Source organism: Rhodococcus sp. M8, from assembly GCF_015654185.1.
Lineage (GTDB): Bacteria > Actinomycetota > Actinomycetes > Mycobacteriales > Mycobacteriaceae > Rhodococcus > Rhodococcus aetherivorans.
The window spans coordinates 827995-848934 of the sequence record NZ_CP064065.1; the positions used below are offsets into that span (position 1 = coordinate 827995).

Consider the following 20940-nt stretch of genomic DNA (forward strand, 5'->3'; position numbering starts at 1 on the left):
CCTCTCCCCGGGACGTCCCCGGCACGCGACTCGGCACCCGCGACGATCGATATCCCTCCCCGCCGGGTCTACGCTGAAGTCTGGAGAGGCCACGACCCGATGCTGTACGTCTCCGTCCTGGGTGAGCAGTCGATCACCGACGACACGACCGGCGCCGTCGTGACGCGGTCCCCCCGCGGCACGACCCTGGTCGCCTACCTCGCCCTCCACGCCGGAGTTCCACAGCCCCGCCAGCTCATCGCCCCCCTGTTCTGGCCCGACTCGACGACCGCCCAGGCCCTGACCAACCTGCGCCGCGAACTGCACCACCTGCGCCGCGCCCTCGACGACGACCCGGCCGTCGAGGTGACCTCCCGGGATCTGTGCTGGCGCGACACCGAGACCAGCCGGGTGGACCTACGGACCTTCACCGTCGAGTACCACGCCGCCCTGGCGGCCGCGACGAGCGGCGACGACGAGGCGGCGCTGCGGCACGCCACCACGGCGCTCGCCGAATACCGCGGCTCCCTGCTGCCCGGCATGTACGACGACTGGATCCTCGAGGCCCGTTCGGATCTCGAACGGCACTGCGTCGACCTGTGCGATCTGCTGTGCCGGCTCCGGGTCCGCACCGGCGACCTCCCCGGGGCGATCGACGCCGCCCGCCGCCGGATCCACCTGCGGCCCCTGGAAGAGGGCGGATACCGCACCCTGATGCACCTGCAGGCCGAGCACGGCGACCGCGCCGCCGCGGTGAGCACCTATCACCGCTGCGCCGCCCTCCTCGAACGTGAACTCGGGGTGGCACCGGACCCGGCGACGCGCACACTCGCCGACCGCCTGCTCGCCCACGCGGCCCCCACCGCGGCCGCCCGCCCGACCGCCGAGCCGGCGGCCCGGCGGCCCGGACTCGCCCCCCCGGCACTCGTCGGACGCTCACGCGAACTCCGTCGGCTGCATGAGGCGTGGCGCACGGCGGCCGCTGGCCGCCCCACCCTCGTCCTCGTCACCGGCGGCGCCGGCGTCGGCAAGACCCGCCTGGTCGCCGAGATCGCCGACACGGCCCGCGCACAACCCGCAGTGGTGGCGAGCACCCAGTGCTTCGGAACGTCCGGACGGCTCGCCCTCGCCCCGGTCGCGGACTGGCTCCGCACCCCCGCGGTCCAGCCCACGCTCGCCGCGCTCGACCCGCTCTGGCGCGCCGAGGTCGACAGGCTCGTACCGTCCGGCACCACCCGCCCGGAACCCGGCGCCGGCCTCCGGGCGATGGTCGACGCCTGGCAGCGCCTCCGGTTCTTCGAAGGCCTGGCGCGGGCCCTGATCGGCGTCGGCCGCCCGGTCCTGCTGACCCTCGACAGCATCCAGTGGTGCGACCCGGAGACGCTGACGTTCCTGACGTTCTGCCTGTCCCTGACCCCCGACGCGCCCCTGATGGTGGCCGCGACAGCCCGCACCGACGACACCGACGAGAGCCGGGACCTCGAGCAATGGGCCGTCCGGATGCGGACCGCCGGTCTGCTCACCGAGCTGCCACTGCAGCCCCTGGGGGTCTCCGGCACCGCCCGCCTGGCCGAGGCGCTCGGCGGGTGCCCGCTCGACCTGCAGGACGCCGAACTGCTGCACGCGACCACCGGAGGCTTCCCGCTCTACATCATCGAAGCGATGCACAGCGGACCGGACCTCGCCCCCGCCGGCAGCCTGGCCGACGTGCTGCACGACCGGATCGGGCAGGTGAGCCCCGCCGCACGGGACGTCGCCCGACTCGCCGCGGCGGTAGGCCGCAACTTCACCCTCGACCTGCTCACCGAGGCCAGCGACCTCGACGCCGACGCCGTGGTGCGCGCCGTCGACGAGCTGTGGCAACGCAGAATCCTGCGACAGTTCCGCGACGGCTACGACTTCTCCCACGACCTGCTCCGCGACGCCGCCTACGCCCGGATCAGCCCGCCCCAGCGCTGGCTGCTGCACCGCCGTCTCGCGCAGAGCCTCGAATTGCTGCACGCCGACGACAGCGACAGCGTCTCGGCGCAACTCGCCGAGCAGTACGCCCGCGGGGGACGACCGGACCGGGCAGTGGCCTACTACCGTCGCGCGGCCGATGTCGCCTCGAGCACCTTCGCCCACACCGAGGCGATCCGACTGCACAAGAAGGCGCTCGTCATCGCCCGCACCCAATTCGAGGGGCGCAGCGCGGCCGTACAGGAACTCGCCGTCCGCGAAGCGATGGCGGCGCCGCTCAACGCCAGATACGGCTACTCCTCCCCCGAACTGCAACAGACCCTCGAGCGCTCGATCCGGCTGGCCGCATCCCTCGGCCGCAAGGACTCCCTCCTGGCCGGCCTCGTCGGGCTCTGGTCGTCGCGGTTCGTGCAGGGAAACATTGCCGGCGCCCACGAGGTGGCGACCCGCGCCCTGACCCTCGTCGACCCCGGCTCCCCGCTGAGCGGATCGGCCCACTTCGCATTCGCCGGTTCGGCGGTCGAGCTCGGCCGCCCCGAGGAGGCGCTCCACCACTTCGACCGCGCGGCCGCACTGACCCGGGGCGCTCCCTCGTTGACCGTCGGCACCCGGCCCGACGTGCACGGCAGCGCCTGGGCGGCACACGCCCACTGGCTGCTCGGCCACAACGACGCCGCACTGACCTGCTGCAACGAGGCCGTCCGGCTGGCCCGGACGATCGATCATCCGTACAGCCTGGCCGTCGCCCTGGCCTACAGCGGCATCACCCACCACCTGCGGGCAGACCCCGCCGCCCTCGACGTCGCCGTCGCGGAACTGACCGACCTGTGCGTCCGGTACGGATTCGCCTACTACAGCGAGTGGGCGCTGATTCTCGGCGGTTGGTCCCGCGGCGGCGAGGCCGGCCTCACGCAGGCGCGGCGCGGCATCGACACACTCCGAGCGGCCGGTTCGTTCGCCCGGATGCCGTACTGGCTCTCGCTGCTCGCCGACCTGTCGGTGCGGGAAGGAGATCCCGGCGCCGCCCGCGCCGCGCTCGATGCCGCCCTCGTCGCCGGACAGGCCCGCGACGACCTGTGGTGGCTGCCCGAGGTGATGCGGATGCGCGCGGCGCACGACGACCACGACGCCGCGATCGCGCGGCTGCGCGCCGCCGCCCGGACCGCGGCCGCCCACGGCAGTGCCGCCCTGCTCCGGCGCTGCGCGCGGGACCTCGCCGAACACGGCGTTCACCTGCCGCTCCCGGGCGTTCCCCCGGCCCCGTGACCGGCTGCGCGCACTCGAACGCTGCGCGAACGCCCCCTTCCTAGGGTCGACGGTACAACGCCCGCACCGGCGAGCGACCGACCCGAAAGGGACTCCCGTGACCACCATCTCGACCCGGTCGGCCGGCGCCGTGCCGTACGACGACCTGGCCGCGGCCCTGCGCGGCGACCTAATCACCCCCGGCGACACCCGCTACGACACGGCGCGTGCCGTCTACAACGGCATGATCGACAAACACCCCGCGGCGATCGCACGCTGCCGGGACGCCGCCGACGTCGTTTCCTGCGTCCGCTTCGGCCGCGCCCACGCCCTCACCCTGGCCGTGCGCGGCGGCGGGCACAACGCCGGCGGCCTCGGCGTGTGGGACGACGCGCTCGTCGTCGACCTGTCCCTGATGCGCAGTACCACGGTCGATCCGGCACACCACACCGTCCGCGTCGACGGCGGATGCACCTGGGGCGACGTCGACCACGCCACGGTCGCCTTCGGCATGGCCACCCCGTCCGGCTTCCTCTCGTCCACGGGTGTGGGCGGGCTGACCCTCGGTGGCGGCATCGGCTATCTCTCCCGGCGCTTTGGGCTGACCGTCGACAACCTTCTCTCCGCCGACGTGGTGCTCGCCGACGGCACGCTCGTGACGGCCGACGAGAACTCGCACAGCGACCTGTTCTGGGCGCTGCGCGGCGGCGGCGGGAACTTCGGCGTCGTCACCTCCTTCACCTTCCGCTGCCACGACATCGGCGAAGCCGGCATGATCGTCGGCGGCCCGGTGCTCTACGACCTCGCCGACACCGCCGACGTCATGCGCTGGTACCGGGAACTGCTGCCGGCGCTCCCGGAGGAACTCAGCGGCTGGATCGCGCTGCTCACCGTCCCACCCGCCGCCCCGTTCCCCGAGGACCTCTGGGGCCGCAGGTGCTGCGGCATCGTCTGGTGCTACACCGGACCGCACGGCAAGGCCGACGAGGTGCTCGAGCCCATCCGGACCTACGGCTCGCCGCTGCTGGTCGGCCTGCACGACATGCCGTTCACCGTGCTGCAGAGCGCATTCGACGCCCTCTACCCGCCCGGCCTGCAGTGGTACTGGCGGGCGGACTTCTTCGACGAGATCACCGACGCCGCGATCGACGTGCACTGCCGGTACGGGCAGCAGCTGCCGACCGGTCACTCCACCATGCACCTCTATCCCATCGACGGCGCCACCAGCCGTGTCCCCGAGGACGCGACCCCCTTCGCGTACCGGGGCGGCGGATGGGCGGGGGTCATCGTCGGCGTCGACCCCGACCCGGCCAACGCCGACCTCATCACGCGGTGGGCCCGCGACTACTGGGAGGAACTGCACCCGACCTCCGCCGGCGGCGCCTACGTCAACTTCCTGATGAGCGAGGGACAGGACCGGGTCGAAGCCGCCTACCGCGGGAACTACGACCGGCTCACCCGGATCAAGCGGCGCTACGACCCGGACAACGTCTTCCACATCAACCAGAACATCCGGCCCGCCGCACCCGACCGGTAGCCCGGAACCGCACCTGCGCGGAGAGGAACGGGACATGCCCACCCACAGGCTGGAAACGGACTATCTGGTGATCGGCTGCGGCGCGGCCGGCATGGCGTTCGCGGACGCATTGATCACCGACTCCGACGCGGACGTCGTCATGGTGGACCGGCGGCACGCACCCGGCGGACACTGGCAGGAGGCCTACCCGTTCGTGCGGCTGCACCAGCCGTCCGCGTACTACGGCGTCAACTCACTGCCGCTCGGTACGGACACCATCGACGACGTCGGCCCGAACCGGGGCATGTACGAGCAGGCGGGCGCCCCCGAGATCTGCGCGTACTACGACCGGGTCATGCGCCGGCGTCTCCTGGCATCGGGATCCGTGCGGTACTTCCCGATGAGCGAGTACGTCGGCGGCCACCGCTTCGTCTCCCGGGTCGACGCCGACCGGTACGAGGTGACGGTCCGGAAGGCGCTCGTCGACGCCACCTACCTCGAGCCGGCGGTCCCGGCGACGTTCGCCCCGCCGTTCGACGTCGCCCCCGCCGTCCGCTGTGTCCCGGTGAACGCGCTCGCGCGGGTCGCCGAGCCTGCCGAGCGGTACGTCGTCATCGGCGCCGGCAAGACGGCGATCGACGCGTGCCTGTGGCTGCTGCAGATGGGGGTGCCATCGGACGCCGTCCGCTGGATCAAACCGCGCGAGGCCTGGCTGCGCAACCGCTGGTTCGCGCAGGGCGGCGAACTGGTCGGCAACCTGATCGACGGACTCGCCCGGCAGATGGAAGCCGCAGCACTGGCGACGAGCACGGACGACCTGTTCGCCCGGCTCGAGGCGAGCGAACAGCTGCTGCGCGTCGACGAGCGAGTCACCCCCACCATGTACAAGGGGCCGACGGCGAGCACCGCCGAGCTCGCCCAGCTCCGGCGCATCGACGACGTCGTCCGCCTCGGGCACGTCCGGCGCATCGCACGCGACGAGATCGTGCTCGACCACGGAACGATCGGTACCGGGCCCGACCACCTGCACGTGCACTGTGCCGCCCCGGGCCTGAACCCGGCCCCGGCCGTCCCGATCTTCGAGGAGGGCCGTATCACGCTGCAACCGATCCGCACCGGGCTCATCCCGTTCAACGCCGCCCTCGTCGGGTTCGTGGAGGCCACCGGCCGGGACCTGGCCGAGAAGAACCGGCTCTGCCCACCGAACCGGCTACCGGACGTCCCCCTCGACTGGATCCGCGGAACGCTCGTCGAGACGAGCGCCGAGTACGCGTGGTCGAAGGAACCGGACATGGCGGACTGGCTCGAGCGTTCCCGCCTGAACACGTCCCGGGGGCTCCGGCACCGCGCCGACCGGCCCCTCGTCCGGGAAGCGACGAGGCGATTCGCCACCCACGTCCGCCCCGCCCTCGCCAACCTCACCGGACTGCTCGACGACGCCCGGCGGGCCGCGTGAGCGCCCGGCCGCCCGGCCCGCCCGGGCGGGCCGGGTTCGCGGGCCACCCCGTATGATCTGAGCGATTACGGCTACTCGCCGATCACGATCGAGACCGCTTCCGGGCGCGCACAGTACGCCCGCGAGCGGTCGGCGCTCACCATCGCGCCGCGGCCCTGGAGAGGAGCTGCTGAATCGATGTACCGCCCCGGCGGCGGGTCGAACCGACCTGCCCGAAACTACCGGCGGGTAACGTGAGTGCTGTTCGTCGTGCTGCCCGTCGGCACCGCCGACGCGAGCGCACAGGTCCCGGAAAGAGTGAGGCAGGTAATGACTGAACGCGTGCAAGTCGGTGGACTCCAGGTCGCCAAGGTGCTCTACGACTTCGTCGTCGACGAGGCGATCCCCGGCACCGGGGTGGACGCGGCCGAGTTCTGGGCCGGCGCCGACAAGGTGATCCACGACCTCGCCCCCCGCAACCGCGCCCTGCTCGCCGTGCGCGACGACCTCCAGGCGCAGATCGACACCTGGCACCGCGACCGCAAGGGCCAGCCGCACGACGCCGCTGCCTACAAGGCGTTCCTCCAGGACATCGGCTACCTCGTCCCCGAACCCGCCGACTTCCAGGTCACCACCGGCGGTGTCGACGCCGAGATCGCCACCACCGCCGGGCCGCAGCTCGTGGTGCCCGTCCTCAACGCCCGCTTCGCCCTCAACGCCTCCAACGCCCGCTGGGGCTCGCTGTACGACGCCCTCTACGGCACCGACGCCATCTCCGAAGAAGGCGGCGCCGAGAAGGGCACCGGCTACAACAAGGTCCGCGGCGACAAGGTCATCGCCTGGGCCCGCAACTTTCTCGACACCGCCGCCGCCCTCGCCACCGGATCGCACGCCGACTCCACCCGGTACTTCGTCGACGGGAAGGAGCTGAAGGTCGAACTCGGCGACGGCACCGTCACCACACTCGCCCAGCCCGAGAAGTTCGTCGGCTACCTCGGCGAGAAGGACGCCCCGACGTCCGTGCTGCTGCGCAACCACGGTCTGCACGTGGAGATCCAGATCGACCCCGAATCCCCGATCGGCAAGACCGATGCCGCCGGTGTCAAGGACGTCGTCCTCGAATCGGCCATCACCACCATCATGGACTTCGAGGACTCCGTCGCCGCCGTCGACGCCGACGACAAGGTCATCGGCTACCGCAACTGGCTCGGCCTCAACCGCGGCGACCTCGCCGAGGAGATCTCTAAGGGCGGCAAGTCCTTCACCCGCGCCCTCAACGCCGACCGCGTCTACGTCGCCCCCGACGGCTCCGACCTCACCCTGCACGGCCGGTCCCTGCTGTTCGTCCGCAACGTCGGCCACCTCATGACCAACCCCGCCGTGCTCGACTCCGAGGGCAACGAGGTCCCCGAGGGCATCCTCGACGCGCTGATCACCAGCCTCGCCGCCGTGCACGGCCTGTCCGTCGGCGAGGACACCGGGCCGCTCGCCAACAGCCGCACCGGCTCGATCTACATCGTCAAGCCCAAGCAGCACGGCCCCGAGGAAGTCGCCTTCACCACCGAACTCTTCGGCCGGGTCGAAGAGGTGCTGGGCCTGCCGGCCAACACCCTCAAGGTCGGCATCATGGACGAGGAACGCCGCACCACCGTCAACCTGAAGGCCTGCATCAAGGAGGCCAGCGAGCGCGTGGTGTTCATCAACACCGGATTCCTCGACCGCACCGGCGACGAGATCCACACCTCCATGGAGGCCGGCGCCATGGTGCGCAAGGCCGAGATGAAGAAGCAGAAGTGGATCCTCGCCTACGAGGACTGGAACGTCGACACCGGCCTGGCCACCGGCCTGCAGGGCAAAGCCCAGATCGGCAAGGGCATGTGGGCCATGACCGACCTCATGGCCGACATGCTCGAACAGAAGATCTGCCAGCCCAAGGCCGGCGCCAACACCGCCTGGGTCCCCTCGCCCACCGGCGCCACCCTGCACGCCACCCACTACCACCAGGTCGACGTGTTCGCCGTGCAGGACGAACTGAAGGGCAAGCGCCGCGCCACCGTCGACGACATCCTCACCATCCCCCTCGCCCCCAGCACCGACTGGACCGACGAGCAGAAGCGCGAGGAGCTCGACAACAACTGCCAGTCGATCCTCGGCTACGTCGTGCGCTGGATCTCCCAGGGCGTCGGCTGCTCCAAGGTGCCCGACATCCACGACGTCGCCCTCATGGAGGACCGCGCCACCCTGCGCATCTCCAGCCAGCTGCTCGCCAACTGGATCCACCACGGCATCGTCACCGCCGACGACGTCGTCGCCGCCCTGCAGCGCATGGCCCCCGTCGTCGACCGGCAGAACGCGGGCGACTCCACCTACCTGCCGATGGCCCCCGACTTCGACGGCAGCATCGCCTTCCAGGCCGCCAAGGAACTGATCCTCGAAGGCACCACGCAGCCCAGCGGCTACACCGAGCCGATCCTGCACCGCCGCCGCCTCGAGTTCAAGGCCGCCGACGGCTGCCGAGCCTGAGCCACGGCCCACGGCCCCCGATCCACCGGATCGGGGGCCGTGGCGTCTCACCGGCCGATCACTAGACTCCGGGAACGGCGGGGCAGGCACGACGACAGGCAGGAAACACGTGGGTCGACATCGCGGCACGGGCCGCGCCAGAGGCGTCAGCAAGGGCCCGATCATCGCCGTCGCCGTAGCACTCGCACTCGTCCTCGCCACCGTCGGCTGGTTCCGCCTGCGCGAACGCATCGACGCGCAGGCCACCGAAGCCGCGCAGACCTGCGTCGAAGGCGACGCGCTCCTCGACGTCGCCGCCGATCCCGCCGTCGCCCCCACACTGACCACCCTCGCCGCCCGGTGGGTCACCGACACCCGCCCCGTCGTCCGCGACCACTGCATCGACGTGCGCGTCACCCCCGTCGCCACCACCCCGGCCACGACCGCCCTCACCGCCGATCCCCGCTGGGACCCCACCCTCGGCCCCCCACCCGCACTCTGGGTCCCTTTCAGCAGCGACGCCACCGCGCGCGCGGCACAGGCCCTCGACGGCCAGACCCGCTCCCTCGCCACCTCCCCGGTCGTGCTGGCCGTCCCGGCCGAGCTCGAGCGCGCCCTCAGCACCGCCGGCACCGGATGGCGCCAGCTGCCCTCCCTCCAGTCCGATGGCAGCACCCTCGCCGGCCTGGGCCTCGACGGCTGGGCCGGCCTCCGCCTGGCCCTGCCCACCGGCACCGACGCCGACGCCACCACTCCCGCCCTCGAGGCCGTCGCTGCCGCAGCCACCGACGCCGGAACCGGTCCCCTGACCGCCGAACAGGCCGCCTCCCCCGCAGCCACCTCCGCCGTCGGTGCGCTCGCGCTCGGCGCCGACGCCCTCGGAGACGGCGCCGGACCGACCACCGCCGCAGCCCTGACCACCCTCGCCGACGGGCCCGGCGCCGACGGGGCGGTGCACGCCGTACCGATCACCGAGCAACAACTGCACACGGCGGTCGCCTCCGGTGGCGCCGCCGGCCTCGTCGAATTCGTTCCCGCCGGCCCCACCCCCACCGCCGACTTCCCCGCCGCCGTGGTCGACGCCCCGTGGGTCGACGAGACCCTCTCCCGCGCCGCCGCCGAACTCGCCGGCCACCTCCGCGAACCCGACGCGGCCCGCGTCCTCGCCGACGCCGGCTTCCGAGTCGACGGCCAGCCCGTCCCCCGCACCGACGCGGTTCCCTTCCCCCGCATCGAACAGACCCTGAACCGCGCCGCCCCAGCCGTGGCCGACATCCTCCTCGACCACCGGCGCGCACCCGTCGCACCCCGCGCCACCACGATCCTCCTCGACACGTCCACGTCCATGGGAACCGTCGAGGGTGACGACACCCGTCTCGCCCACATCGCCACCGCCCTGGACCAGCACGTCTCCCGCTCGCCGGATGCCTCGACACTCGCCGTGTGGGTCTTCGCCCGCGACCTCGACGGCACCACTCCGTACCGCGCCACGGTCGCGCGCGGCACCCTCACCGCGGACCAGCGCACCGCGCTGACCGCCGCCCTGACCGGTGCCGACACCACCGACGGTTCCGCCGTCTACCGGTCCCTGGCCGCCGCCTACGTCGACGCCGTCCGCAACCACACCCCCGGCAGGCCCAACTCCGTCCTCCTGATCACGGACAGTGCCAACGACGACGACACCTCCCGCCAACGCATCCTCGACCTCGTCGCCGCCGCCGGCGACCCCGATCGACCCGTCCGGATCGACGTCGTGGCGCTCGGCGACGACACGAACCGCAACACCCTGCAAACACTCGCCGACCGCACCGGCGGTGCGCTCGTCCCCGTCGCCACGACCGACGGACCCGATCTCGCCGCCGCCATCCGAAAGCTGATGTCCTGACACCGTGATCCGCCTTCTCGTCGCGGGGACGTTCCTCGCCCTCGTCACCTTCTGGCTCCACCGCCGTCTCGTCCGAGCCCCCGGCCTGCGCGGCCGCTCGGCAATCGCTGCGAACACCGCGCTCGGCGTCCTCCTCGTCGTCGCTCTGATCGGCGCGCAGAGCGGCACGTCGCTCGACCCGCGCTGGGCCCGCCTGTTCGGATTCCTCGGCTGGACCTGGCTCGGCGTCGTGCTGTACCTGGTCCTCGGCACGCTCCTGATAGGGATCGTGTGCCTCGCGGCGCGAGCGGTACGCCGTTTCCGGCGCGGCGACGCCCACCCCCCGGATCCCTCCAGGCGGCGCGCCCTGCAGATCGCGACGGGCACGCTGACCGTCGCCGCGGTCGCCGCGGTCGGCTACGGCACGGTCGAGGCCGCTCGGCCCCGGGTCGTGCACACCCGGATCCCGTTGCGCCGGCTTCCGGCCGGATTCGACGGGATGCGGGTCGCCCTCGTCACCGACCTGCACGTCGGCCCGTCCCGCGGCCGCCAATTCACCCGTCGCGCGGTGGACCTCGTCAACGCGCAGCAGCCGGACCTGATCGTTCTCGGCGGGGACCTCACCGACGGCACGATCGCGTTCGTCGGGCAGGATCTCGCTCCCCTCGCCGACCTGCGGGCCCCCCTCGGGGTCTACGGAGTCAGCGGCAACCACGAGTACTACGCCGACGACGCGCTGTCCTGGCTCGATTTCTGGGAAACCCTCGGCGTACGCACCCTCCGCAACGAACGAGTCGCCCTGGAGCGCGGCGGCGATGTCATCGATCTCGCGGGCATTCACGATTACTCGGCACCGGCCCCGAACGAAGCGGATCTCACCGCAGCGTTGCAGGGCCGCGATCCCGAGCGCTTCGTCCTCTTGGCCGCCCATCAGCCCCGGCAGGTGTTCGAGGCCCGCGACCACGGCGTCGACCTGCAATTGTCCGGCCACACGCACGGCGGACAGATGTGGCCGCTCGGATACGTCGTGCCTCTGCAACAGCCGACGGTGACGGGACTCGACCGGTTCGGCGACACTCTCGTGTACACCTCCCGCGGTACCGGCGCCTGGGGTCCGCCGGTACGGATTGCTACCCCTCCGGAAGTGGCAATCCTGGAACTGAAGACCTTCCCGGGCTGACCTCTTCGTCTGGGCTGTTTTTGTGCGGTTGTTTCGCGGTTGAGGTGACGTGGGATGTTGTTCGGTTATTTATAGAGTTCCGTTAGGCTCGGAATACTGTCCGTAGTCTTTCGGGGGCTGGGCTACCGACACCCAGCCCCCGAAAATTCGCTCAACTGCTGTAAGCCTCCAACGGCGGGCACGAGCACACGAGGTTCCGATCCCCGTACGCCCCGTCGATGCGGCGCACCGCGGGCCACACCTTCGCGCGGCTCTGCCCCAGCGGATACACCGCGATCTCACGGCTGTAGGGGTGGGTCCACTCCCCGACCAGGCACTGGGCGGTGTGCGGTGCGCCGCGCAGTGGGTTGTCGTCCACCGGCCACTCCCCTGCCCCGACGCGATCGATCTCGCCGCGGATGGCGATCATCGCGTCGATGAACGCGTCGAGTTCGGAGAGATCCTCGCTCTCGGTGGGTTCGACCATCAGGGTGCCCGCGACGGGGAAGCTCATGGTCGGCGCGTGGAAGCCGTAGTCCGCCAGGCGCTTGGCCACGTCGTCGACCGTGACCCCCGTATCCTTCGTCAGGGGGCGCAGATCGAGGATGCACTCGTGCGCCACCATGCCGTTCTCGCCCGTGTACAGGACGGGAAAGTACTCGTCGAGCCGGCGCGCGATGTAGTTCGCCGACGCGATCGCCGTCAGCGACGCCCGCCGCAGGCCTTGGGCCCCCATCAGCTTGATGTACGCCCACGTGATCGGGAGGATGGAGGCCGATCCGAACGGCGCCGCCGACACCGGCCCACCGCCCCCGAGACCCGGTTCGGCCGGGTGGCCGGGCAGGAACGGCACCAGGTGCGCGCGCACGCCGATCGGCCCCACGCCGGGGCCGCCACCACCGTGCGGGATGCAGAAGGTCTTGTGCAGGTTCAGATGACTCACGTCGCCTCCGAACTTGCCGGGACGCGCCAGACCGACGAGGGCGTTCAGGTTGGCGCCGTCGATGTACACCTGCCCGCCGGCGTCGTGCACGGCACCGCAGATGTCGGCGATCTCGTGTTCGTAGACCCCGTGGGTCGACGGGTACGTGATCATGATCGCGGCGAGACGTTCGGCGTGGTCGGAAATTTTCGCACGCAGATCGTCGAGGTCGACGTCACCGTTGGACCGGCACGCCACGACCTCGACGCGCATGCCGGCCATGACCGCGGAGGCGGCGTTGGTGCCGTGTGCACTCGACGGGATCAGGCAGGTGTCCCGATGCTCGTCACCCCGGCTCAGGTGGTAGTGGCGGATGGCGAGCAGCCCGGCGTACTCGCCCTGGCTACCCGCGTTCGGCTGCAGGCTCACCGCGTCGTACCCGGTCACCGCGGCCAGCCACCCTTCCAGGTCGCCGATGAGCCGGCGGATGCCCGCGGTCTGCTCTGCAGGGGCGAAAGGATGCAGCGCCGAGAACTCGGGCCAGGTGATCGCCTCCATCTCGGTGGCGGCATTGAGCTTCATCGTGCACGAACCCAGCGGGATCATGGTGCGGTCGAGCGCAAGGTCCATGTCCGACAGGCGGCGCAGGTACCGCATCATCGCGGTCTCGGTGCGGTACCGGGTGAACGCCTCGTGCTGCAGGTACGCGCTCGTGCGCGCGAGCTGCCGCGGCACGGCGGGTGTGGCTGCGGCCGAGGTGTCCTCCGCCCCGAACGCGGCCAGGACCGCGGCCACGTCGGCGTCCCGGGTCGCTTCGTCGCACGAGATCCCCACGTGGTCCCCGTCGACGCGACGAACGTTGATGCCGGCCTCGAGCGCCGCCGCGACGACCGCGTCGGCGCGGCCGGGAACGCGGGTCAGCACGGTGTCGAAGAAGCTGTCGTGCACCACGTCGATACCGGCCGCCTTCAGCGACGCCGCGAGACGGGCGGCCTGGCCGGCCACGCGGGTCGCGATCCCGGCCAGGCCCTCGGCCCCGTGGTACGACGCGTACATGGCAGCGAGCACCGCGAGGAGAACCTGTGCGGTGCAGATGTTGCTGGTCGCCTTCTCGCGCCGGATGTGCTGCTCACGCGTCTGCAACGCCAGCCGATAGGCCGGTGCGCCGTCCGCGTCGACCGACACACCGACAAGCCGGCCCGGAAGGTTGCGGGCATGGGCGGCGTGCACGGCGAGATAGCCGGCGTGCGGCCCGCCGAACCCCATCGGCACGCCGAAGCGCTGGGTGGTGCCGAAGCACGCGTCCGCGCCCTGTTCCCCGGGCGGGGTGAGCAGAGTGAGTGCCAGCAGGTCCGCGCCCACCGCGACGAGCGCCCCACGCTCGTGCGCCGCCTCGACGAGGGGGCCCGCGTCGAACACCCGGCCGGAGGCACCCGGGATCTGCAGGACGACGCCGAAGAACTCTCCCTCGGGCAGGCCGTCGTCGACGAGGTTCGCGGTGACGATCTCGATCCCCAACGGTTCTGCCCGGGTCGCCAGGACCGCGGCGGTCTGGGCGAACAGGTCGGCGTCCACGACGACCCGCGCACTCCTGGACTTGCGGTTGGCGCGCTTGAGCAGCGTCATCGCCTCCGCGGCGGCGGTCGCCTCGTCCAGCATCGACGAGTTGGCGACCTCCATACCGGTCAGGTCCGAGACCATGGTCTGAAAGTTGAGGAGCGCTTCGAGGCGCCCCTGGCTGATCTCCGGCTGGTACGGGGTGTATGCGGTGTACCAGGCGGGATTCTCGATGATGTTGCGCAGCAGTACCGGCGGGGTCAGCGTGCCGTAGTACCCCTGGCCGATCATCGATGTCGCGACGGTGTTCCGGCCCGCGAGTTCCTGCAGCGCCGTCAGTACCTCGTGTTCCGACATCGGCGCGTCGAGCGACTCGAGTCCGTCCGCGACTCCGTCGGCCCGGGCGTCGAGGATGCCGGCGGGCACCGCCTTGACGGCCAGCTCGTCGAGGGATTCGACGCCGATGACGTCGAGAATGCGGCGCAGTCCCGCCGCGTCGGGGCCGACGTGGCGGTCGGCGAAGGTGTACGTAGCGGCGTCGGTCATCGCGACTCCCTGAGGTCGGAGGTCCGCATCCGCGCAGGGGGTCGCACGGTGCGTGTCCTCCCCCTCTGTCGCGAGCTCGCCGGGGCGAGCGCCTGAGAGATTCGGTACCGGAGCGAGCCGGCCCTTTCCCCGTGGGCGGGTGGGTGCTCCCACCGCTTTCCAGAGACGTCGGTGCCCGCACGGTCCTCGATGCCTGAGAGATTGACGGGGAGGTGCTGCTCCTTCGGCGTCCGGAACAGGTCCGGAACTCTCCCGCACGGCGGCGACGTATCACCGATTCTAGGGCACGGGGACACCCGGGCAGCACCGAGGCCGCAGGTGTTTCGTGTGACGAGCGTCTAGCCGATCCGCCGATTGACACGTTCGCGACGGCGGGAGGCCAGTTCGTCCTCGGGACGCTGCTCGATGTCGCCGCCGTCCGCCCGCTCGGCCGGGAAGTCGGCGATGCTGCCCGTCAACTCCCGCATCGCGCCGCTCACCGCGATCCCGAACACGCCCTGTCCGCCCTGCAGTAAATCGACCACCTCTTCCGGTGAGGTGCACTCGTACACGGTGGTGCCGTCGGAGAACAAGGTGATCTTCGCCAGGTCCCGCACTCCGCGTTCCCGGAGGTGGTCGACCGCTACCCTGATGTTCTGCAGGGAGATGCCCGTGTCCAGCAGACGCTTGACGATCTTCAGGACCAGGATGTCCTTGAACGAGTAGAGCCGTTGACTGCCCGAACCCGCCGCGCCCCGGATGGACGGAACGACCAGATTCGTCCGCGCCCAGTAGTCGAGCTGACGGTAGGTGATGCCGGCGATCTGGCAGGCGATCGGCACGCGGTAGCCGACGAGCTCGTCAGGCACCGAATCGTCCGGGAACAGACCCGGCTGCATCTCGTCGACGTCGAGAGATGCCCGTGACGGGGCCTCGCGGTCGACGGCGTCGAAGCTGAGCTGCTGTCCCTGCGGCCGATCTCCCACTGTTGTGACTCCCTCTCGCGTGCACAGGCGTGCCCCGGAACGAACGACGGGCGGATCCCCCACCCCATCCGATCGTCGAGCGCCCGCTTGACCCACCGAGTCGATCCGTAGCGATTCACTCAGCGTACGCCCCGTGCGAAAAGTTGGGCAGCAACACGCCGACCGGACAACGATCTTCCGGTCCTGTACCACTCGTCGCAGAGCGCGCCCCGGCCACCGTGACCGGGAGTCGCGACAGAACCTCGGCGATGGTCGACGATCAGCCGTCCGTCGCCTTGAAGTCGTCGGGGGACACGGATTCGAGAAACTCCTTGAACTTCTCGACCTCGTCCTCCCGCTCATCCGGCATGACGAGGCCCGCTTCCACCAGCACCGGCTCCTCCACGAAGACCGGCGCGCCGATGCGCAAGGCTACAGCGACCGCATCGGAAGGACGGGACGACACGCGCAGACCACCGTCGAAGACGAGATCGGCGTAGAACGTCCCCTCTTTGAGATCCACGATCCGGACCTCCTGGAGGGTGCGGCCGAACGCATCGACCAGATTCTTGATCAAGTCGTGCGTCAGAGGCCGGACCGGCTCGACACCCTGCTGTTCCAGCGCTATCGCCGTGGCCTCCATCTGGCCGATCCAGATCGGCAGATACCGATCACCGTCGACCTCGCGCAGCAGAAGGACAGGCTGATTCTGCGGTTGCTCGACCCGAATCCCCACTACTCGCATCTCGCTCATCGAGCCGCCTCCCATCCCTGCTGTGCGTCGGTGGCGAACCGTCCGCCGATATCCCCCTGAATTCTAGTGCCAACGAGCCGCCGTCGTCAGAGTCGTTGCCACCGCTGCCACACTCACCGATCGAGAGCGCCCCGAACGGCCGCCTTGACGAGGCACGTGTGCATCGTCAACGACAACGCCGCCAATTCCCGCACCATTTCCTCGGCCCGGGCGCGCGCCCCGACGTCCCGGCCCTTCGCGACCGGACCGGCGATCTGCGCCACCAGGCCCGCCTCCCGGTCGGCCGCGAGCTTGAAGGCACGCAGGTGCCGGACCTCGAGGCCGAACTCGGACATGGCCTTGGCGGTGCGAGCCAGCAGCACCGCATCCTCGTCGAAGAAGCCGGCCGCGCCGGGCACGATGAGCCCGGCGCGGATCAGCTCCGTGAGGAAGGACGATTCGATGCCCGCCTGCCGGCACAGGTCCTCCCGGCCGACCCGCACCTCCCGGTCCGTGCGCAGATCCTCCGGCGACACCTCGCCCGGCGCCACCGCCAGGGGCCGGGGCCGCTTCGGGCGGCTCTCCACCGAGCCCACCGTCGCGACACCACGGTCGATCGCCTCGAGCTGTTCCTTGATCACCTTCAGCGGCAGGTACTGGTCCCGCTGCGCGGTCAGCACGTACCGCAGGCGCTCGCAGTCCGCGATCGAGAAACGTCGATAACCCGACGGGGTGCGTTCCGGACTGATCAGTCCCTCGGATTCGAGGAAGCGGATCTTCGAGATCGTCACGTCCGGAAACTCGGGACGGAGCCGATCGAGCACGGACCCGATCGACATTCCCCCCGGTGACGGCTGGCGGGCAGCGGTCATCAGCTACCCGTGCCCTGCGAACCCCGCGGGCCGGTGAGGAACACCAGCCGGAACTTTCCGATCTGCACCTCGTCGCCGTTCGCGAGAACCGCCGAGTCCACCGGCTCGCGGTTGACGTAGGTGCCGTTCAGGCTTCCCACATCGACGACCTGGAACTCGCCCTCGTCCTGACGGAACTCGGCGTGCCGGCGGCTCACCGTCACGTCGTCGAGGAAGATGTCGCTGTCCGGGTGACGCCCGGCCGACGTCGTCGGCTGATCGAGCAGGAAACGCGACCCGGCGTTCGGGCCGCGCTTGACGACGAGCAGCGCCGATCCTGTGGGAAGCCCCTCGACCCCCGAGACGGGGGCCTCGGTCGTCCCCGTGCCCGCGCCGGTGGTATCGAGTTCGTTCAGGAAGTCGGCACGAAACACCGAAGTGGTTTCCGCAGGGGTTTCCTCGTAGCCCGCGTTGCCGTTCTCGCTCACCGTATCTCCTTATCCGTTCGACCCTTCGGGATCGCTCCCCCTGGGCCGCAGTTTCGTTCAGCCACGATCACTTCCGGTACGGACCCGCGCCCCGACCCGGCACACGCCTACCGTTGACCGTACCCTGCGCAACGTCCTTCGTGCAGGCAGACGCGGTCCCGGCCGGACGCGGCGTCAGTTCTGCGTGATCGCGCGGTACCCGTCCGCGTCGAGCGTGCTCGCCAGAGCGGCGTCGAGCTCGTCCTTGCTGCCGACCTCGAGGTCCACCAACCAGCCGGCCTCGTACGGATCGCTGTTGACGAGCTCGGGATTGGCATCCAGATCCGGGTTCACCCCAACGACTTTCGCCGTGAGCGGCGCGAACACGTCGGAAACGCTCTTGGTCGACTCCACCTCGCCGAACGAGTCGCCCGCGGTGATCTCCGCTCCCGTCTCCGGCAATTGCACGAAGACGACGTCGCCGAGCTGTGACTGGGCGTAGTCCGTGATGCCGACGCGCGCAGTCGCGTCACCGGTTCGGCGAACCCACTCGTGCTCCGCCGTGTAACGCAGATCGGCGGGTGTTCGGAACTCACTCACGACAGGTCCTTTCGGGCAGCGACATTCGCGTGGAACGCCGGGTTCAATTACCGGGCTGAGAGTATTGTCGCGGCTCGATCTCCCGCAAGGCGGGTACCTCGACCTGCGGCGACTGTTCGATCTGTACCGACCCGCCCGCGCGCGCCACCGTGTCGACCACGCCGCCGGGGATGTTCAGAGCCGCCGCCAGCGTGGGCGCGTCCCCGATCGCGGCGACGGCGTAGGGCGCTGCGATCGATCGATCGTCGACGACCAGCGCACCGGCGGTGCCGCCCACCCAGGAGTCCAGGCCGATACGGACGGCGGGGCCGCCGGTTCCGGCGACCTGGACGGCCTCCGCCCCCGCGGCGCGCAGCTCCTGGATCGTGTCGAGGAGGACTTCCGGTCCCACGCCGCGCCGAGGGTCGGCAATGGTCAAGATCACTCCCGGACCGGCCGCCGGGGCGGTACCCACCTGGATCTCCAGGGCCGAGAGGCGCTGCTGCGCCTCCGCGAGTGCGGCTTCGGAGCCGTTCCGTTCCAGGCTGGCCAGCGTCTGTTCCAGTGCGGTGATCTCCTGCCGAAGCTCCGCTTCGCGGCGGTTGAGGTTGTCGAGCACCACCAGCAGGTCGGCCGGCCGAGCGGAGTCGAGCGCGTCGCCCGAACCGGTGTTCCTGACCTGCGTGGCGATTCCCACGCCCAGCACCACCATGAGCAGCGCCGCCAGGGCGGAGAAGACGATCCGCGAGCGGCGCGCCGCGCCGCTCTCGGCCGGTTCGTGCCATTCGTGCTTGCCCTCATGCATCCGGCTACGCCCCGAACAGTCTGCGTCGCAGCGCGGATGCATTGCCGAAGATCCGGATACCGAGGACCACGACGACCGCGGTGGAGAGCTGGGTGCCCACCCCGAGCTGGTCGCCGAGCCAGACGATCAGTGCGGCGACGAGCACGTTGAAGGTGAAGGAGACGACGAACACCTTGGCGTCGAAGATCTCGTCCAGATAGGCGCGTAGTCCCCCGAAGACCGCGTCGAGCGCGGCGACCACCGCGATGGGCAGGTAGGGCTGGACCACGTCGGGAACCTGGGGGCTGAAGATCACACCCACGGCGATGCCCACGCCGAGGGCCAGCACCGCATAGAGGGCGTATCCGCGCTTGGTCGCCACAGTCTTCACCGCTCTCCCGTTTCCCGTGCCGATGCGACGTCGCGTACCGAGGCGCCCGGCAACGCGAGGTCCGTCGCCTCCGTGATGGTGAAACCTACCCCGTACAGCTGTTGCACCCCCGACATACGCAGGTAGGCGTCGCTGACGACGAAGCCGGTCTGCAGTTCGGCCGGTGACCCGACGGCGGCGACCGTGTAGGGCGAGAAGACCGGCTGGTTGTCCACGAGCATCGCTCCCCCGGCCTGCCGGACGGTGACACCGGGACCGACCCGTACCCCGTTGATCGCGACGGCCTCGGCCCCGCCGGCCCAGAGGGCGTTGACGACCGACTGCAGGTCGCGGTCGAGGATCACCGAGGTGCTGCGGGCGCGGTCCTTCTCCGCGGAGTCCGTCAGGTCGGGACGCGAGGTCGGATCGGCGAGGGTGACTGTGATGCCGGGGCCGCGCACGGGAGCCGCGGCGGCGGCCTCCTCGGCTCGGGCGAGCCGGTCGAGCACCGCCGCACCCTGTTCGTCGTCGGCGAGCACCTCGATGCGGCGCTGTTCCACCTGGGTGGCCACGTCGTCGCGGGTGGCCGCGAGTACGTCGTTGCGGTCCTCGGCGGTGCGGACGGTGGCGAGGATCTCGTTGCGTGCCTGGTCGGTACCGGATTCCCGCTCGATGTTCTGGGCGTAGGCCACTCCGAGGACGAGTCCGGCGAGCAGGCCACCGAGGACCAGCCAGAGCCCGATGCCGACCCGGGTGGGCCGGGCGTGGCCGGCGGCGCGGTCGTGCGCCGCGGCCGCGTAGCCGGGGTCGAGGTGGTCCTCGAGAAGCGCCTTGAGCAGCGACGGCACGGGGTTGCGGCGGATCTGCTCCCAGTTGCGGCTCATTCGGTGGCAGGCCCTCCCGGGGTGGGTACCGCACGGGCCGTCCGCACCGCCTGCGACAGGTAGAGCACGCCCGTCCACACGTAGAGGGCAGTACCCCAGAGGAGGGCGGCCCACCCCGCGGGCGCGAGGACGCCGGCCGCGGCGGGAAGCGCTTCCGCGGCCAGCAGGAGCGGCAACGCGAACATCAGCAGGAAGGTGGCGCCCTTACCCAGGTACAGCACCTCCGGGGGCGGCAGGCCACGGCGACGGTAGACGGCCAGGGTCGGAGCGAGGACCAGCTCCCGGCCGATCAGAACCACGGCGATCCACCACGGCACTATGCCGCGGGCCACCAGGGCGAGGAGGGTGGTGACGACGTAGAGGCGGTCGACGAGCGGATCCAGCACCGCGCCGAGCCGCGAGGCCTGGTCGAGCAGCCGCGCGAGCTTGCCGTCGGCCCAGTCGGTGATTCCGCTGAGCATGAGGACCGCAAGCGCCCATCCGTCGGCGTGCCGGACGAGGACCAGATAGAGGAAGATCGGGATGCCGACCAGGCGGACGACGCTCAACACGTTGGGGACGGTGACGATGCGGTCGGATCGAGCCGGCGCACCGGCCGTCGTCGCGTCGTTCATCGTCCGTCCTGTCGTTCGGGTGGGGTCGGT

16 protein-coding genes and 1 riboswitch are annotated in these 20940 nt (G+C 70.8%); of the genes, 6 read left to right on the forward strand and 10 right to left on the reverse strand.

Translation table 11 applies throughout. The features are described 5' to 3' along the window. The first annotated feature begins 99 nt into the window (after nt 1–99). The 6 genes from ISO16_RS03735 (at nt 100) to ISO16_RS03760 (ending at nt 11680) form a co-directional block, all read left to right on the forward strand. A complete protein-coding gene (locus ISO16_RS03735) occupies nt 100–3204 on the forward strand; it encodes an ATP-binding protein (protein WP_072635304.1) in 3105 nt (1034 codons plus the stop codon). Nucleotides 3205–3301: 97 nt separating this feature from the next. Next, nucleotides 3302–4720 (forward strand): FAD-binding oxidoreductase, encoded by a 1419-nt coding sequence (locus tag ISO16_RS03740; protein WP_006936787.1) that lies wholly within the window; start codon nt 3302–3304, stop codon nt 4718–4720. A gap of 34 nt (nt 4721–4754) precedes the next feature. Beyond that, complete coding sequence (locus ISO16_RS03745) at nt 4755–6155, forward strand: NAD(P)-binding protein (protein ID WP_072635305.1); 1401 nt, start codon at nt 4755–4757, stop codon at nt 6153–6155. Between the two features lie 309 nt (nt 6156–6464). Beyond that, nucleotides 6465–8657, forward strand: a complete 2193-nt coding sequence (locus tag ISO16_RS03750; RefSeq protein ID WP_072635330.1) for a malate synthase G — start codon at nt 6465–6467, stop codon at nt 8655–8657. A gap of 109 nt (nt 8658–8766) precedes the next feature. Continuing rightward, nucleotides 8767–10521 carry a VWA domain-containing protein gene (locus ISO16_RS28885; RefSeq protein WP_083662517.1) on the forward strand — a complete coding sequence of 585 codons (1755 nt, stop codon included), beginning with the start codon at nt 8767–8769 and terminating at the stop codon, nt 10519–10521. Between the two features lie 4 nt (nt 10522–10525). Next, nucleotides 10526–11680: a metallophosphoesterase gene (locus ISO16_RS03760; RefSeq protein ID WP_072635306.1), complete on the forward strand. Its 1155-nt coding sequence runs from the start codon at nt 10526–10528 to the stop codon at nt 11678–11680. A 151-nt stretch (nt 11681–11831) separates the two neighbouring features. Here ISO16_RS03760 and gcvP read toward each other — a convergent pair whose 3' ends face one another. From gcvP to ISO16_RS03810, 10 genes are all read right to left on the reverse strand, one after another. Next, the gene (gene gcvP / locus ISO16_RS03765) at nt 11832–14684 is read right to left on the reverse strand and encodes an aminomethyl-transferring glycine dehydrogenase (protein ID WP_072635307.1); all 2853 of its coding nucleotides are present in this window, start codon (nt 14682–14684) and stop codon (nt 11832–11834) included. A 170-nt stretch (nt 14685–14854) separates the two neighbouring features. Continuing rightward, nucleotides 14855–14949: riboswitch (glycine riboswitch) on the reverse strand. A gap of 73 nt (nt 14950–15022) precedes the next feature. After that, on the reverse strand, nt 15023–15649 hold the full coding sequence (locus ISO16_RS03770; RefSeq protein ID WP_072635308.1) for a MerR family transcriptional regulator: 627 nt from the start codon (nt 15647–15649) through the stop codon (nt 15023–15025). 259 nt (nt 15650–15908) lie between these two features. Next, nucleotides 15909–16382 (reverse strand): bifunctional nuclease family protein, encoded by a 474-nt coding sequence (locus tag ISO16_RS03775; protein ID WP_029543844.1) that lies wholly within the window; start codon nt 16380–16382, stop codon nt 15909–15911. Between the two features lie 113 nt (nt 16383–16495). After that, on the reverse strand, nt 16496–17233 hold the full coding sequence (gene ftsR / locus ISO16_RS03780) for a transcriptional regulator FtsR (RefSeq protein ID WP_029543847.1): 738 nt from the start codon (nt 17231–17233) through the stop codon (nt 16496–16498). Next, nucleotides 17233–17700, reverse strand: a complete 468-nt coding sequence (gene garA / locus ISO16_RS03785; RefSeq protein ID WP_006936772.1) for a glycogen accumulation regulator GarA — start codon at nt 17698–17700, stop codon at nt 17233–17235. Before garA ends, ftsR begins: the two co-directional genes overlap by 1 nt. Before the next feature lie 174 nt (nt 17701–17874). Continuing rightward, the gene (gene gcvH / locus ISO16_RS03790; RefSeq protein ID WP_006936771.1) at nt 17875–18279 is read right to left on the reverse strand and encodes a glycine cleavage system protein GcvH; all 405 of its coding nucleotides are present in this window, start codon (nt 18277–18279) and stop codon (nt 17875–17877) included. A gap of 43 nt (nt 18280–18322) precedes the next feature. Next, on the reverse strand, nt 18323–19063 hold the full coding sequence (locus tag ISO16_RS03795) for a DUF881 domain-containing protein (RefSeq protein ID WP_072635309.1): 741 nt from the start codon (nt 19061–19063) through the stop codon (nt 18323–18325). A 4-nt stretch (nt 19064–19067) separates the two neighbouring features. After that, nucleotides 19068–19424: a small basic family protein gene (locus ISO16_RS03800; protein WP_029543853.1), complete on the reverse strand. Its 357-nt coding sequence runs from the start codon at nt 19422–19424 to the stop codon at nt 19068–19070. A 5-nt stretch (nt 19425–19429) separates the two neighbouring features. Continuing rightward, nucleotides 19430–20296, reverse strand: coding sequence for a DUF881 domain-containing protein (locus ISO16_RS03805; RefSeq protein WP_065922544.1), 867 nt, complete (start codon nt 20294–20296; stop codon nt 19430–19432). Next, the gene (locus ISO16_RS03810; RefSeq protein ID WP_006936765.1) at nt 20293–20910 is read right to left on the reverse strand and encodes a CDP-alcohol phosphatidyltransferase family protein; all 618 of its coding nucleotides are present in this window, start codon (nt 20908–20910) and stop codon (nt 20293–20295) included. Before ISO16_RS03810 ends, ISO16_RS03805 begins: the two co-directional genes overlap by 4 nt. Between the last annotated feature and the right edge of the window lie 30 nt (nt 20911–20940).

Excerpts from the sequence above, each read along its gene's own strand:
- ISO16_RS03735 (WP_072635304.1), top strand. The coding sequence starts at position 100 with ATGCTGTACGTCTCCGTCCTGGGTGAGCAGTCGATCACCGACGACACG.
- ftsR (WP_029543847.1), bottom strand. The coding sequence starts at position 17,233 with ATGACCGCTGCCCGCCAGCCGTCACCGGGGGGAATGTCGATCGGGTCC.
- gcvP (WP_072635307.1), bottom strand. The coding sequence starts at position 14,684 with ATGACCGACGCCGCTACGTACACCTTCGCCGACCGCCACGTCGGCCCC.
- ISO16_RS03795 (WP_072635309.1), bottom strand. The coding sequence starts at position 19,063 with ATGCATGAGGGCAAGCACGAATGGCACGAACCGGCCGAGAGCGGCGCG.
- ISO16_RS03805 (WP_065922544.1), bottom strand. The coding sequence starts at position 20,296 with ATGAGCCGCAACTGGGAGCAGATCCGCCGCAACCCCGTGCCGTCGCTG.
- ISO16_RS03775 (WP_029543844.1), bottom strand. The coding sequence starts at position 16,382 with ATGAGCGAGATGCGAGTAGTGGGGATTCGGGTCGAGCAACCGCAGAAT.
- ISO16_RS03810 (WP_006936765.1), bottom strand. The coding sequence starts at position 20,910 with ATGAACGACGCGACGACGGCCGGTGCGCCGGCTCGATCCGACCGCATC.
- ISO16_RS03745 (WP_072635305.1), top strand. The coding sequence starts at position 4,755 with ATGCCCACCCACAGGCTGGAAACGGACTATCTGGTGATCGGCTGCGGC.
- ISO16_RS03750 (WP_072635330.1), top strand. The coding sequence starts at position 6,465 with ATGACTGAACGCGTGCAAGTCGGTGGACTCCAGGTCGCCAAGGTGCTC.